Annotated in this window: 15 protein-coding genes and 1 pseudogene; 8 read left to right on the top strand and 8 right to left on the bottom strand. The window is 50.2% G+C overall.

The genetic code is table 11. The features are described from left to right. Positions 1-256: integrase core domain-containing protein (locus BGK49_RS00160; RefSeq protein WP_140443768.1), on the top strand; the 256-nt coding region annotated here is incomplete at its 5' end. Between the two features lie 43 nt (positions 257-299). Here BGK49_RS00160 and BGK49_RS00155 read toward each other — a convergent pair. From BGK49_RS00155 to pth, 3 genes and pseudogenes are all read right to left on the bottom strand, one after another. Further along, a pseudogene (locus tag BGK49_RS00155) lies at positions 300-710 on the bottom strand (hypothetical protein); the annotation flags it as partial. Between the two features lie 768 nt (positions 711-1,478). Further along, the gene (gene ychF / locus BGK49_RS00145; RefSeq protein WP_000505866.1) at positions 1,479-2,570 is read right to left on the bottom strand and encodes a redox-regulated ATPase YchF; all 1,092 of its coding nucleotides are present in this window, start codon (positions 2,568-2,570) and stop codon (positions 1,479-1,481) included. Positions 2,571-2,686: 116 nt separating this feature from the next. Next, the gene (pth, locus tag BGK49_RS00140; protein WP_000152933.1) at positions 2,687-3,271 is read right to left on the bottom strand and encodes an aminoacyl-tRNA hydrolase; all 585 of its coding nucleotides are present in this window, start codon (positions 3,269-3,271) and stop codon (positions 2,687-2,689) included. Between the two features lie 277 nt (positions 3,272-3,548). Between pth and ychH the strand changes: the two genes are divergently transcribed. After that, complete coding sequence (ychH, locus tag BGK49_RS00135; protein WP_000823885.1) at positions 3,549-3,827, top strand: stress-induced protein YchH; 279 nt, start codon at positions 3,549-3,551, stop codon at positions 3,825-3,827. A gap of 54 nt (positions 3,828-3,881) precedes the next feature. Here the strand turns inward: ychH and dauA are convergent, their stop codons facing one another. From dauA to lolB, 4 genes are all read right to left on the bottom strand, one after another. Beyond that, positions 3,882-5,561 (bottom strand): C4-dicarboxylic acid transporter DauA, encoded by a 1,680-nt coding sequence (dauA, locus tag BGK49_RS00130; protein WP_001033335.1) that lies wholly within the window; start codon positions 5,559-5,561, stop codon positions 3,882-3,884. Between the two features lie 124 nt (positions 5,562-5,685). Next, the gene (prs, locus tag BGK49_RS00125; protein WP_005028479.1) at positions 5,686-6,633 is read right to left on the bottom strand and encodes a ribose-phosphate diphosphokinase; all 948 of its coding nucleotides are present in this window, start codon (positions 6,631-6,633) and stop codon (positions 5,686-5,688) included. Positions 6,634-6,783: 150 nt separating this feature from the next. Then, entirely contained in the window at positions 6,784-7,635 is an 852-nt protein-coding gene (gene ispE / locus BGK49_RS00120; protein ID WP_001260333.1) for a 4-(cytidine 5'-diphospho)-2-C-methyl-D-erythritol kinase, read from the bottom strand. Beyond that, the gene (gene lolB / locus BGK49_RS00115) at positions 7,635-8,258 is read right to left on the bottom strand and encodes a lipoprotein insertase outer membrane protein LolB (protein WP_001130690.1); all 624 of its coding nucleotides are present in this window, start codon (positions 8,256-8,258) and stop codon (positions 7,635-7,637) included. Before lolB ends, ispE begins: the two co-directional genes overlap by 1 nt. 213 nt (positions 8,259-8,471) lie before the next feature. On the opposite strand from lolB, the gene hemA reads away from it, so the two are divergent. Genes hemA through kdsA form a run of 6 tightly spaced genes read left to right on the top strand, consistent with a single transcriptional unit; the run spans position 8,472 to position 13,777 of the window. Continuing rightward, positions 8,472-9,728, top strand: coding sequence for a glutamyl-tRNA reductase (gene hemA, locus BGK49_RS00110; protein WP_000173200.1), 1,257 nt, complete (start codon positions 8,472-8,474; stop codon positions 9,726-9,728). 41 nt (positions 9,729-9,769) lie between these two features. Next, positions 9,770-10,852 carry a peptide chain release factor 1 gene (gene prfA, locus BGK49_RS00105; RefSeq protein ID WP_000804740.1) on the top strand — a complete coding sequence of 361 codons (1,083 nt, stop codon included), beginning with the start codon at positions 9,770-9,772 and terminating at the stop codon, positions 10,850-10,852. Next, positions 10,852-11,685: a peptide chain release factor N(5)-glutamine methyltransferase gene (gene prmC, locus BGK49_RS00100; protein ID WP_000456467.1), complete on the top strand. Its 834-nt coding sequence runs from the start codon at positions 10,852-10,854 to the stop codon at positions 11,683-11,685. The genes prfA and prmC overlap by 1 nt, the downstream gene beginning before the upstream one ends. Next, complete coding sequence (gene sirB2, locus BGK49_RS00095; protein ID WP_000200378.1) at positions 11,682-12,074, top strand: invasion regulator SirB2; 393 nt, start codon at positions 11,682-11,684, stop codon at positions 12,072-12,074. Before prmC ends, sirB2 begins: the two co-directional genes overlap by 4 nt. Before the next feature lie 3 nt (positions 12,075-12,077). Then, a complete protein-coding gene (gene sirB1 / locus BGK49_RS00090) occupies positions 12,078-12,887 on the top strand; it encodes an invasion regulator SirB1 (RefSeq protein WP_001257043.1) in 810 nt (269 codons plus the stop codon). A gap of 35 nt (positions 12,888-12,922) precedes the next feature. Next, complete coding sequence (kdsA, locus tag BGK49_RS00085) at positions 12,923-13,777, top strand: 3-deoxy-8-phosphooctulonate synthase (RefSeq protein WP_000811065.1); 855 nt, start codon at positions 12,923-12,925, stop codon at positions 13,775-13,777. Positions 13,778-13,925: 148 nt separating this feature from the next. Here the strand turns inward: kdsA and BGK49_RS00080 are convergent, their stop codons facing one another. Beyond that, a complete protein-coding gene (locus tag BGK49_RS00080; protein WP_000170926.1) occupies positions 13,926-14,033 on the bottom strand; it encodes a type I toxin-antitoxin system toxin Ldr family protein in 108 nt (35 codons plus the stop codon). Between the last annotated feature and the right edge of the window lie 166 nt (positions 14,034-14,199).

Below are 14,199 nucleotides of genomic sequence, written 5' to 3'. Positions count from 1 at the left end.
CATACAGGAGCAGTCTGGTCTGAAAACATCAATGTCGCGTAAAGGTAACTGTTACGACAACGCTCCGATGGAAAGCTTCTGGGGAACGCTGAAAAATGAGAGCCTGAGCCACTATCGTTTTAATAACCGGGATGAAGCCATCTCAGTAATACGGGAATACATTGAGATTTTCTACAATCGTCAGCGTCGTCACTCTCGTCTGGGGAATATCTCCCCGGCAGCCTTCAGGGAAAAATATCATCAGATGGCTGCTTAAAAAAAGAACAAATGGTAGTGTCCGCTATTGCCAGTACACCTCAAATGCCGATGGCAGAGGTTTGACCAACAACATCTACTGTGAGTCGGTTAGCTGTCAGGGAGCTGTTTTTGCCCTGAATAATGATTCCTTTTGCATATCCAGAGGCGTCGTTGACATTGACGGTGACATCATTACCCAGGTTGATATTGCCAGGCGTGTTTCCTGCTGGGGTCATTACACCATAGAGGTTTCCTGATGGATCGGCGGTATCTCCTGTAATTCTGTCACCATCATTAATAGTAATATTGGTGCCATATTGACTTCCTGTATCAGCAGCTATCAGCAGGGGGGAAAAGATAATTGCATTCAAACCAATAGCGCCAAATTTTATCAGTTGAATTGAGGGCGAACGGATTTTTAATTCAGCGAGACGATCTGCTTTGGTATTCCCATTGTGTTGTTTGATGCCCATACCACTCCTATATAGTACCCAGACTATGGGTCTATGGATTTTGTCATTTTGTTTAAATCAATGAATAATATCCTCTTATCATCATGATATTTGTATGGTGCAATCATGATGAGCTTCTCAGAGAATAATTCTCTATTACCGGGCAAAATCAGGAACACAGGAATTAATATATATTTAACATCCCCCTTACAAAGGTGAGTTTATATCGAGTTATTCCCTAAGTTGTCGTTACTTATTCCAATTCGTTACTATAAATATGGCAAAAATATTACAACAAACAGCGGTTAAAAAATTTGGTGAAGATTTTTTGTAATAATCCTAATTAGTTATGGGAATTTCGCTTGATGTATCTGCATAACAAAAACAATATGCGCCATTTTTGCATTACTAATAAGAAAAAGCAAAAAACATCGATATTCATTTTTGGTCAATGGGTTTTCTGGCCTATCGTTGTTATTGTGCTACTGGTTATCATTTTCATCTTGCCAGCATATTGGAGCGTGATCAATTTTGATCAGCTGTGAAGGTGGCTGATGTGTAGTGATACAAAAACTTACGTTATATCACTGCTAATGAGATATCCGTCATCTGAACACTTATGTCTTTAATTATTCTCGTGGTTCACTATAGGCAATAAGCACAAAAGTGTAGGATGTTACAAGAATGATTAGGACTCGGTGAAATGAAAAATCCACGCAATTGCGTGGATTTTATATACTTTTGCGCTCTTCATGAGATTTAGCGAAACCTCATGAGACAATAAATTAATTAGACGTTGAAAAGGAAGTTCATCACATCGCCATCTTTCACGATGTAATCTTTACCTTCTGCACGCATTTTGCCTGCTTCTTTCGCGCCTTGTTCACCTTTGTAAGTGATGAAATCTTCAAACGAGATGGTTTGTGCACGGATAAAGCCTTTTTCAAAATCAGTATGGATTTTGCCCGCTGCCTGCGGCGCGGTTGCTCCAACCGGAATGGTCCATGCACGCACTTCTTTCACCCCAGCGGTGAAGTAAGTTTGCAGGTTCAGCAGCTTATAACCGGCACGGATCACACGGTTCAGGCCCGGCTCTTCCAGCCCAAGCTCCTGCATAAACTCGTCACGTTCTTCGTCGTCCAGTTCGGCAATGTCTGCTTCAACAGCAGCACAAACCGGAACCACAACAGAACCTTCTTTCGCCGCGATTTCACGCACCTGGTCAAGATATGGGTTGTTTTCAAAACCGTCTTCGTTGACGTTGGCGATGTACATTGTTGGTTTCAGCGTCAGGAAGCTCAGGTAACGAATAGCCGCTTTCTCTTCAGCGCTTAAATCCAGCGCGCGCAGCATACCTGCATTTTCCAACTGGGGCAGGCATTTTTCCAGGACCGCCAGCTCAGCTTTCGCGTCTTTATCGCCACCTTTGGCTTTCTTCTGTACGCGATGAATCGCACGTTCGCAGGTGTCGAGGTCTGCCAGCGCCAGTTCGGTGTTGATAACTTCAATATCGTCAGCCGGGTTAACTTTGCCGGAAACGTGAATGATGTTGTCATTTTCAAAGCAGCGAACAACGTGACCGATCGCTTCGGTTTCACGGATGTTGGTCAGGAACTGGTTACCCAGACCTTCGCCTTTCGATGCGCCTTTTACCAGACCGGCGATATCGACAAATTCCATGGTCGTGGGAAGCGTACGCTGCGGTTTTACGATTTCAGCCAGTTGATCCAGGCGAGGATCAGGCATTGGTACGACGCCTGTGTTCGGCTCAATGGTGCAGAATGGAAAGTTGGCCGCTTCAATACCGGCTTTGGTCAGCGCGTTGAACAGGGTAGATTTCCCGACGTTGGGCAAACCGACGATACCGCATTTGAATCCCATGATTTAAATCACCTTAATATCTTAATAATCAACCTGTTATTGCTAACAGATTGCAGAAATGGAAATAACTTTGCCTATTATACACGGCACTCGGCAAAAATGCCGCAGACAACGACTTATTGCGCTTTAAAGGCGTGCAATCGGTTCGTTGCTTTGGTCAAGCCATCTGTAAACCACATTTCAGTACAACGCGCCGCTTCGTCAATGGCTTCATCAATTAACTTCTGTTCACTAACAGGCGGTTTGCCTAACACAAAACCGACAACTTTATTTTTATCGCCCGGATGACCGATTCCGATGCGTAAACGGTGAAAGTTAGGGTTATTACCCAATTTACTGATGATGTCTTTCAGTCCATTGTGACCACCATGGCCACCGCCCAATTTAAATTTGGCGACGCCAGGAGGCAGATCCAGTTCGTCGTGGGCCACCAGAATTTCGTCCGGATTAATGCGGAAAAAACTGGCCATCGCCGCAACGGCTTTGCCGCTGAGATTCATAAATGTAGTCGGGACTAACAGGCGGACATCTTCGCCTCCAAGAGTGACTCGCGAAGTATAACCAAAGAATTTAGCCTCTTCGCGCAGCGGAGCGCGCAAACGCTCTGCCAGTAAGTCAACGAACCAGGCACCAGCATTATGTCGCGTTGCGGCGTATTCAGCACCGGGGTTCGCCAGGCCGACAATCAATTTAATCGTCACGTTTTTTTGTCCTGAGTGTGTACATAACTGGCGCGTAGTTTACTGGTTGCGGCCCCGCTTGACAAAAAACTGCGTATCAAATGCAGATAACGTAATAATTGCCTGAGTGGACTATTAGAAAGTCAAGGTGTTCAGGCGTTTATTTGTAAAGTTTTGTTGAAATAAGGGTTGTAATTGTGATCACGCCCGCACATAACCCACAGGGTGTTGTCTATACTTTACACATAAGGAAGAGGGGTATTCCCTGTTACAACCCAGAAAGTTCCGGAGGTGACATATGAAACGCAAAAACGCTTCGTTACTCGGTAACGTGCTCATGGGGTTGGGTCTGGTGGTAATGGTGGTCGGCGTGGGGTATTCAATCCTCAACCAGTTACCACAGTTTAATATGCCCCAGTATTTCGCACATGGTGCAGTGCTAAGTATTTTCGTCGGTGCCATTCTCTGGCTGGCGGGTGCCCGTGTTGGCGGGCATGAACAGGTGTGCGACCGTTACTGGTGGGTTCGCCACTATGACAAACGTTGCCGCCGTAGCGATAATCGCCGTCATAGCTAACAAATAATGCAGTTTGCTGACCAGTCAGTTTGCGCTGACTGGTCAATCTCGTACTTATAAATCCGCCATCGCCGCGCGACGATTCGGGAAGAACGCGAGGCGTCCCGGGATCGGTTGAATGCCTGCGCGAGCCATAGTGCGCAGTGGCTGGAATTCCACGTTGCACACGCGCAGTTCACATCCTTCGGGCAGACGCTTCACAAAACGCTGGAACGCATCAAGACCACCAGCATCAAGTACCGGAACGGCATCCCACTTCAGAATCACAATCCGTTTGCCTTCAAGACGTGACTCCAGGTCCGTGAACAAGCCTTCAGCAGCAGCAAAAAACAGCGGGCCAATAACGCGCAGTACCAGAACATCGTCTGGAACATCTACGACTACCGGTGCCAGGCGAGTCATACGTGCGATACGACGCATAAACAGCAGCGATGCCAGCACGATCCCCACGCTGATGGCAATAACCATATCAAACAGCACGGTCAGCGACATGCACAGCAGCATGACAATGATGTCATCTTTCGGTGCATGACGCAGCAAGTCGACCACTTTATGCGCTTCACTCATGTTCCACGCCACCATCAACAGCAGGGCTGCCATAGCGGAAAGCGGCAGCCAGGAGAGCAGCGGTGCCAGTACCAGCAGGGCAAGAATAACCAGAATAGAGTGGATCACCGCTGAGATAGGGGAAGTTGCCCCGGCACGGACGTTAGCGGCAGAACGCGCGATGGCAGCTGTAGCGGTAATACCACCAAAGAATGGAGCGATAATATTCCCCAGTCCCTGTCCAACCAGTTCGCTGTTCGCCTTGTGTTTCGTCCCGGTCATACCATCCAGTACCACGGCGCAGAGCAGAGATTCGATTGCGCCGAGCATTGCCATTGAGAATGCCGCAGGCAGCAGTGTGCGAATAGAATCCCAGGTTAGCGTGAATTCTGAATTAGGCAGATCCCACGGCAGCACCAGTTGCGGCAGCAGTTGCGGAATACCGTTACCCTGAGAACCATCGGCCAGGACGTAGTGGAATTGCGAACCGATGGTAGCAACATGTCCGCCGAGCAGGTTAACAATCCCCATCACCGCGCAACCAGCCAGCAAGGCCGGAAGGTGACCGGGTAAACGAATGCCCAGACGCGGCCAAAAAACAAGAATACCTAGCGTCACAATGCCAATGGCAGCATCACCCACATTAATGGTCGGCAGCGCCATAAATAATGCGCCGACTTTTTGTAGATAATGTTCCGGGACATGGGCCATTTGCAGACCGAGAAAATCTTTAATCTGCATGGTACCGATGGTGATCCCGATACCCGAGGTGAAACCTAAGGTGACGGAAACCGGAATATACTCAATCAGGCGACCAAAGCGTGCCAGACCCATCAGAATCAAAAAGATCCCCGACAGCAAGGCCGCAACCAGCAGTCCTGCCAGTCCAAACTGTTGCGACACGGGATAGAGAATTACCACAAATGCCGCAGTCGGACCGGAAACGCTAAAGCGTGACCCACCCGTCAGAGCAATGACAATCCCCGCAACAGCTGCGGTATATAAACCGTACTGGGGTGCCACACCACTACCAATAGCCAACGCCATCGCCAGCGGGATAGCAATAATCCCGACGGTTATCCCGGCAATCAGGTCACGGGTAAACCGTGCGGCAGTATATTTTTCTTTCCAGCAAGCGTCGATCAGAGCGCGGAAAGGCATCACATGTGAGGAAAATATTTTGTTCACAATAATGTTTCATCCGTGAGCGCATCATCTGTCAACTAAATGGCAGGTGAAGGAGGCATAGGTCATACAAATGGATATTACAGACAAAAAAACCCGCCGCAGCGGGTCTTTGAGCCGGGTTCGATTAGTGTTCGAACATGGCAGAGATCGATTCTTCGTTGCTGATACGACGAATCGCTTCGGCCAGCATACCTGACAGGGTCAGAGTACGCACGTTCGGCAGTGATTTGATTTCATCGCTCAGCGGAATGGTATCGCAGACAACGACTTCATCAATTACAGAGTTACGCAGGTTGTTCGCCGCGTTGCCAGAGAAGATCGGGTGAGTCGCGTACGCAAATACACGTTTAGCACCACGTTCTTTCAGAGCTTCAGCAGCTTTACACAGCGTACCGCCAGTGTCGATCATATCATCGACCAGTACGCAGTCACGACCTGCAACGTCACCGATGATATGCATCACCTGGGAAACGTTCGCACGCGGACGACGTTTGTCGATGATTGCCATATCGGTATCGTTCAGCAGCTTAGCGATAGCGCGGGCACGCACAACGCCGCCGATGTCCGGAGAAACCACCATTGGGTTATCCAGATTCAGCTGCAGCATGTCTTCCAGCAGGATCGGGCTACCAAATACGTTATCAACCGGAACGTCGAAGAAACCCTGAATCTGTTCAGCGTGCAGATCCACTGTCAGCACACGGTCAACACCGACGCTGGAGAGGAAGTCTGCAACCACTTTCGCAGTGATTGGTACACGAGCGGAACGGACGCGACGGTCCTGGCGCGCATAGCCAAAGTAGGGGATAACAGCGGTGATACGACCTGCGGAAGCACGACGCAGGGCATCAACCATAACGACTAATTCCATCAGGTTGTCGTTAGTAGGGGCACAAGTGGACTGGATGATGAAAATATCACCACCGCGTACATTTTCATTAATTTGTACGCTGACTTCGCCATCGCTAAAGCGACCTACAGCGGCGTCGCCGAGTGAAGTGTACAGGCGGTTGGCAATACGTTGTGCTAGTTCCGGGGTGGCGTTACCAGCAAAAAGCTTCATATCAGGCACGAGAAGAACCTCAGGCATGCGTCCATTGGTGGAAAGAATCTGCCGAAAACTGTGCGGGCCAGGCATGATCCTTTCCAGGCGGTGTATTAAAGAGCGCGATGCAACGTCTGGAACAAGGTGACGTTGTCACCGAAACTCAGCTTGCCCGGCTTAAAGCATGGCTCTGTGCAATGGGGAAAGATTAACGCCTTTCGCCACAAAGCCATTGAGCCATTCCGGGGCTTGCTCTAGCACCTGGCGGGCTTCAGACTCTGTATCAAATTCAGCAAAGACACAGGCCCCTGTCCCAGTCAGGCGCGACGGGGCGTATTCTAACAGCCAGGAAAGCACCGCATCAACCTCGCGAAAACGTTTTCTTGCGATAACCTCGCAATCATTGCTGAATTCACATTTTAGCAACGTTTCTATTGACCTTTTTGGCGTATTGCGCGGGAGTTCAGGATCTTTAAAAATCACCGGAGTCGGAATACTTACACCAGGGTGCGCCACCAGATACCACTTCTCTGGCGGATCCACCGGCGTTAGTATTTCACCAACGCCTTCGGCAAACGCGGCATGCCCCCGAACAAAGACAGGAACATCTGCGCCCAGCGTCAGCCCCATTTCCGCCAGCTCATCCATGCTTAGCCCGCATTGCCAGAGATGATTTAATGCCACCAGGACCGTCGCGGCATTGGATGAACCACCGCCGAGACCGCCGCCCATCGGCAAACGCTTGTCAATGCTGATATTCGCACCGCTTCCCGTCGGAAGACGCCCGCTGTCTGCCGCAGTTTTCATCAACAATCGCGCTGCGCGAACGATCAGGTTATCTTCATGTTCCACGCCTTCAACGGGCGTTAACAGACGAATATCCCCATCGTCACGAAGCTCAATGCTGATGGTGTCGCCGTAATCAAGAAACTGAAACAGCGTTTGCAGCGTGTGGTAACCATCCGCACGCTGACCGGTAATGTATAAAAACAGATTAAGTTTTGCCGGAGAGGGCCACTGTGTCCGCATTATTTCACTATCCAGTTATCCATTTTTAACTTGATGCGTTGACCACCGTCGGTGAGTTCCATATTGGCTGGCATCGCAGGATGCGTTTTGGTGTCATAACCACCATAAACAACCTTCCAGTTTTTGCCATTCTGGCTGTAGGTAATTTCGCTCAGGCGGTACTGGTCGTCCAGTTTGTAGTCGGTTGCATCACCCGGTAAACCTAAAATCCACTGGCGCAAGCTGTTGAGCGGAATTGGCATTCCGGTCAATTTGCCAATCATCTCTTCGGCGTCATCGGCGGTATAACGCTGACCTTTATTGTCGACTAACTGCACGTTACCCGGTTGAGCATTCAGCTCCAGTTCCGTGCTGCCCAATGGGTTAGTGAGCAGCAGACGGTAGCGATCCTGGCCGGTTTGCTGCCAGAAAAAGCGGGCGTACACTTTTTGTTGGTCAGAAATATAAGCGAACGCGCCGCGAGTCTGATACTGATTAAGATTGCGCACGTCTTGCTGATGCTGACGCCATTGTGGCGAATCCGGGCTTTTGCCAGGACCTTTGGGCGTGGTAACGGAACAGGCAGTGAGCACAAGAGCAGCCAGCGGTAGCAGGCGGATAAGACGAAAATCGGGCAGGGGCATAGTGATGACAAGTCCTTGAGATACGTTGCAGTTATAACCCTTAATGCTAGCGTTACCGTCCGCTATCGTCTATGTTCAAGTTGTCTTAATTGCCAGAATCTAACGGCTTTCGGCAATTACTCCAAAAGGGGGCGCTCTCTTTTATTGATCTTACGCATCCTGTATGATGCAAGCAGACTAACCCTATCAACGTTGGTATTATTTCCCGCAGACATGACCCTTTTAGCACTCGGTATCAACCATAAAACGGCACCTGTATCGCTGCGAGAACGTGTATCGTTTTCGCCGGATAAGCTCGATCAGGCGCTTGACAGCCTGCTTGCGCAGCCGATGGTGCAGGGCGGCGTGGTGCTGTCGACGTGCAACCGCACGGAACTTTATCTTAGCGTTGAAGAGCAGGATAACCTGCAAGAGGCGTTAATCCGCTGGCTTTGCGATTATCACAATCTTAATGAAGAAGATCTGCGTAAAAGCCTCTACTGGCATCAGGATAACGACGCGGTTAGCCATTTAATGCGTGTTGCCAGCGGCCTGGATTCACTGGTTCTTGGGGAGCCGCAGATCCTCGGTCAGGTTAAAAAAGCGTTTGCCGATTCGCAAAAAGGTCATATGAAGGCCAGCGAACTGGAACGCATGTTCCAGAAATCTTTCTCTGTAGCGAAACGCGTTCGCACTGAAACAGATATCGGTGCCAGTGCTGTGTCTGTCGCTTTTGCGGCTTGTACGCTGGCGCGGCAGATCTTTGAATCGCTCTCTACGGTCACAGTGTTGCTGGTAGGCGCGGGCGAAACCATCGAGCTGGTAGCGCGTCATCTGCGCGAACATAAAGTACAGAAGATGATTATCGCCAACCGCACTCGCGAACGTGCCCAAATTCTGGCAGATGAAGTTGGCGCGGAAGTGATTGCCCTGAGTGAGATCGACGAACGTCTGCGCGAAGCCGATATCATCATCAGTTCCACCGCCAGCCCGTTACCGATTATCGGGAAAGGCATGGTGGAGCGCGCATTAAAAAGTCGTCGTAACCAACCAATGCTGTTGGTGGATATTGCCGTTCCGCGCGATGTTGAGCCGGAAGTTGGCAAACTGGCGAATGCTTATCTTTATAGTGTGGACGATCTGCAAAGCATCATTTCGCACAACCTGGCGCAGCGTAAAGCCGCAGCGGTTGAGGCGGAAACTATTGTCGCTCAGGAAACCAGCGAATTTATGGCGTGGCTGCGAGCACAAAGCGCCAGCGAAACCATTCGCGAGTATCGCAGCCAGGCAGAGCACGTTCGCGATGAGTTAACCGCCAAAGCGTTAGCGGCCCTTGAGCAGGGCGGCGACGCGCAAGCCATTATGCAGGATCTGGCATGGAAACTGACTAACCGCTTGATCCATGCGCCAACGAAATCACTTCAACAGGCCGCCCGTGACGGGGATAACGAACGCCTGAATATTCTGCGCGACAGCCTCGGGCTGGAGTAGCAGTACATCATTTTCTTTTTTTACAGGGTGCATTTACGCCTATGAAGCCTTCTATCGTTGCCAAACTGGAAGCCCTGCATGAACGCCATGAAGAAGTTCAGGCGTTGCTGGGTGACGCGCAAACTATCGCCGACCAGGAACGTTTTCGCGCATTATCACGCGAATATGCGCAGTTAAGTGATGTTTCGCGCTGTTTTACCGACTGGCAACAGGTTCAGGAAGATATCGAAACCGCACAGATGATGCTCGATGATCCTGAAATGCGTGAGATGGCGCAGGATGAACTGCGCAAAGCTAAAGAAAAAAGCGAGCAACTGGAACAGCAATTACAGGTTCTGTTACTGCCAAAAGATCCTGATGACGAACGTAACGCCTTCCTCGAAGTCCGAGCCGGAACCGGCGGCGACGAAGCGGCGCTGTTCGCAGGCGATCTGTTCCGTATGTACAGCCGTTACGCCGAAGCCCGCCGCTGGCGGGTAGAAATCATGAGCGCCAGCGAGGGTGAACATGGTGGTTATAAAGAGATCATCGCCAAAATTAGCGGTGATGGTGTGTATGGTCGTCTGAAATTTGAATCTGGCGGTCATCGCGTGCAGCGTGTTCCTGCTACGGAATCGCAGGGTCGTATTCATACTTCTGCTTGTACCGTTGCGGTAATGCCAGAACTGCCTGACGCAGAACTGCCGGACATCAACCCAGCAGATTTACGCATTGATACTTTCCGCTCGTCAGGGGCGGGTGGTCAGCACGTTAACACCACCGATTCGGCAATTCGTATTACTCACTTGCCGACCGGGATTGTTGTTGAATGTCAGGATGAACGTTCACAACATAAAAACAAAGCGAAGGCGCTTTCAGTGCTCGGTGCTCGCATCCACGCTGCTGAAATGGCAAAACGCCAACAGGCCGAAGCGTCTACCCGTCGTAACCTGCTGGGGAGTGGCGATCGCAGCGACCGTAACCGTACTTACAATTTCCCGCAGGGGCGCGTTACCGATCACCGCATCAACCTGACGCTCTACCGCCTGGATGAAGTGATGGAAGGTAAGCTGGATATGCTGATTGAACCGATTATCCAGGAACATCAGGCCGACCAACTGGCGGCGTTGTCCGAGCAGGAATAATGGAATATCAACACTGGTTACGTGAAGCAATAAGCCAACTTCAGGCGAGCGAAAGCCCGCGGCGTGATGCTGAAATCCTGCTGGAGCATGTTACCGGCAGAGGGCGTACTTTTATTCTCGCCTTTGGTGAAACGCAGCTGACTGACGAACAATGTCAGCAACTTGATGCGCTACTGACACGTCGTCGCGATGGTGAACCCATTGCTCATTTAACCGGGGTGCGAGAATTCTGGTCGTTGCCGTTATTTGTTTCGCCAGCGACCTTAATTCCGCGCCCGGATACGGAGTGTCTGGTGGAGCAGGCACTGGCGCGGTTGCCTGAACAACCTTGCCGTATTCTTGATCTCGGGACGGGTACCGGGGCGATTGCGCTTGCGCTGGCTAGCGAGCGCCCGGACTGCGAAATTATCGCTGTAGATCGTATGCCTGATGCTGTCTCCCTGGCACAACGTAATGCCCAGCATCTGGCGATCAAAAATATCCACATTCTGCAAAGCGACTGGTTTAGCGCGCTAGCCGGGCAGCAGTTTGCGATGATTGTCAGCAATCCGCCGTATATTGACGAGCAGGACCCACATCTTCAACAAGGCGATGTCCGCTTTGAGCCGCTCACTGCGCTGGTTGCGGCAGACAGTGGAATGGCAGACATCGTGCATATCATCGAACAGTCGCGTAACGCGCTGGTATCCGGCGGCTTTCTGCTTCTGGAACATGGCTGGCAGCAGGGCGAAGCGGTGCGACAAGCATTTATCCTCGCGGGGTATCATGACGTCGAAACCTGCCGTGACTATGGTGATAACGAGCGCGTAACGCTCGGCCGCTATTATCAATGACAAGTTTTTCTACACTGCTTAGTGTTCATCTTATTAGTATCGCGCTTTCTGTTGGGCTATTAACCTTACGTTTCTGGCTACGTTATCAGAAGCATCCACAGGCATTTGCTCGCTGGACGCGCATTGTGCCGCCGGTTGTCGATACGGTGTTATTGTTAAGCGGCATTGCGTTGATGGCTAAAGCGCACATCCTGCCATTTTCCGGGCAGGCACAGTGGCTGACTGAAAAGCTGTTTGGAGTTATCATTTATATCGTTTTGGGTTTTATTGCACTCGATTATCGTCGTATGCACAGTCAGCAGGCGCGCATTATTGCCTTCCCGCTGGCGTTGGTGGTGCTGTACATCATCATTAAACTCGCCACCACAAAAGTACCGTTACTGGGGTAAGTCATGAGATCGTTAGCTGATTTCGAATTTAATAAAGCGCCATTGTGCGAAGGCATGATCCTGGCTTGCGAAGCAATCCGCCGCGATTTTCCCTCGCAAGATGTTTACGACGAACTGGAGCGTCTCGTTAGTCTGGCGAAGGAAGAAATCAGCCAGCTTCTGCCTTTAGAAGAGCAGCTGGAAAAACTGATCGCGCTGTTTTACGGCGACTGGGGATTTAAAGCCTCACGCGGCGTTTATCGTCTTTCCGATGCATTATGGCTGGACCAGGTGTTAAAGAATCGACAGGGCAGTGCGGTATCATTAGGTGCGGTTTTATTATGGGTCGCGAATCGTCTCGATTTGCCGCTGCTGCCGGTGATTTTCCCTACGCAGCTGATATTGCGCATTGAATGTCCGGATGGCGAAATTTGGCTGATTAATCCTTTTAACGGTGAATCGTTAAGCGAACATATGCTGGACGTATGGTTAAAGGGAAATATCAGCCCGTCGGCGGAACTGTTTTATGAAGACCTTGATGAAGCTGATAACATTGAGGTAATCCGCAAATTGCTGGATACACTCAAAGCCTCGTTGATGGAAGAAAATCAGATGGAGCTGGCGTTACGCACCAGCGAAGCTTTATTACAATTCAACCCTGAAGATCCCTATGAAATTCGCGATCGCGGGTTGATTTATGCGCAACTGGATTGCGAACACGTTGCGTTGAACGATTTAAGTTATTTCGTTGAACAGTGTCCGGAAGACCCGATCAGCGAAATGATCCTTGCGCAAATAAATAACATCGCGCATAAACATATTGTGCTGCATTAATTAATCGACATTTTACTCAAGATTAAGGCGATCCTATGAAACAAAAAGTGGTTAGCATTGGCGACATCAACGTAGCAAATGACCTGCCGTTCGTACTGTTTGGCGGTATGAACGTGCTGGAATCTCGCGATCTGGCGATGCGCATTTGCGAGCACTACGTAACTGTGACCCAGAAACTGGGTATCCCTTACGTGTTCAAAGCCTCTTTTGACAAAGCCAACCGCTCCTCCATCCACTCTTATCGTGGACCGGGCCTGGAAGAAGGGATGAAAATCTTCCAGGAGTTGAAGCAGACTTTTGGCGTGAAAATTATCACCGACGTTCACGAACCAAGTCAGGCACAGCCCGTTGCTGATGTCGTGGATGTGATTCAGTTGCCGGCGTTTCTTGCTCGCCAGACTGACCTGGTTGAAGCCATGGCGAAAACCGGTGCGGTAATTAACGTCAAGAAACCACAGTTTGTCAGCCCGGGACAGATGGGTAATATCGTTGATAAATTCAAAGAAGGCGGCAACGAAAAAGTGATTCTTTGCGATCGTGGTGCTAACTTCGGCTATGACAACCTGGTTGTCGATATGCTGGGCTTCAGCATTATGAAGAAAGTGTCTGGTAACTCGCCGGTGATTTTCGACGTGACCCACGCACTGCAATGCCGCGATCCGTTTGGCGCAGCTTCCGGTGGTCGTCGTGCTCAGGTGGCTGAGCTGGCACGAGCCGGTATGGCGGTAGGTCTGGCGGGGCTGTTTATTGAAGCGCATCCGGATCCGGAACATGCGAAATGTGATGGTCCATCCGCGCTGCCGCTGGCTAAACTGGAACCGTTCCTCAAGCAGATGAAAGCGATTGATGATCTGGTGAAAGGTTTCGAAGAACTGGATACCAGCAAGTAATTTTTTTTGCTTGAAAAATAAAGTCTTAGCGTTCTGCGTTAAGACTTTTTTCATGGGTGCCAGATACAAAAAAGGCCGCAGGCTGTTACCCCTGCGGCCGGTTTCGGGCGCATATTGCCATCACGGCAGCCTGACGCCCGTTTTCACCTTACTTCCGGTTACGCCACCAGCCGACAATCGCTGCGGTAATAATCCCCGCCAGGATCGGTGCTGCCAGGTCGTGCCAGAAAATCATGGCAAACTTCGCGAGCGTCATATAGCCGCCTTGTTGTAATGACAACATTTTGCGGCTATTCTTGAATTGTTGATGGTTCAAGATTAGCGTAAGCGTACAGCCTGAACCGTCTGGTCAGAATCTGACGAATTAGACAAAGTGGTGTCCACCAAATAAGTAGTGGGAACCAAAGTGTCAGATATGCAGA

The organism is Shigella sp. FC1544 (genome assembly GCF_001722145.1).
GTDB lineage: Bacteria > Pseudomonadota > Gammaproteobacteria > Enterobacterales > Enterobacteriaceae > Escherichia > Escherichia coli.
This window is presented reverse-complemented; position numbering and strand designations above follow the sequence as displayed.

Bases quoted from the DNA above. Each gene is read 5' to 3' on its own strand.
- kdsA (WP_000811065.1), top strand. From the start codon at position 12,923: ATGAAACAAAAAGTGGTTAGCATTGGCGACATCAACGTAGCAAATGAC.
- ychH (WP_000823885.1), top strand. From the start codon at position 3,549: ATGAAACGCAAAAACGCTTCGTTACTCGGTAACGTGCTCATGGGGTTG.
- sirB2 (WP_000200378.1), top strand. From the start codon at position 11,682: ATGACAAGTTTTTCTACACTGCTTAGTGTTCATCTTATTAGTATCGCG.
- hemA (WP_000173200.1), top strand. From the start codon at position 8,472: ATGACCCTTTTAGCACTCGGTATCAACCATAAAACGGCACCTGTATCG.
- ychF (WP_000505866.1), bottom strand. From the start codon at position 2,570: ATGGGATTCAAATGCGGTATCGTCGGTTTGCCCAACGTCGGGAAATCT.
- ispE (WP_001260333.1), bottom strand. From the start codon at position 7,635: ATGCGGACACAGTGGCCCTCTCCGGCAAAACTTAATCTGTTTTTATAC.
- prmC (WP_000456467.1), top strand. From the start codon at position 10,852: ATGGAATATCAACACTGGTTACGTGAAGCAATAAGCCAACTTCAGGCG.
- BGK49_RS00080 (WP_000170926.1), bottom strand. From the start codon at position 14,033: ATGACGCTCGCGAAGTTTGCCATGATTTTCTGGCACGACCTGGCAGCA.
- sirB1 (WP_001257043.1), top strand. From the start codon at position 12,078: ATGAGATCGTTAGCTGATTTCGAATTTAATAAAGCGCCATTGTGCGAA.
- lolB (WP_001130690.1), bottom strand. From the start codon at position 8,258: ATGCCCCTGCCCGATTTTCGTCTTATCCGCCTGCTACCGCTGGCTGCT.
- prfA (WP_000804740.1), top strand. From the start codon at position 9,770: ATGAAGCCTTCTATCGTTGCCAAACTGGAAGCCCTGCATGAACGCCAT.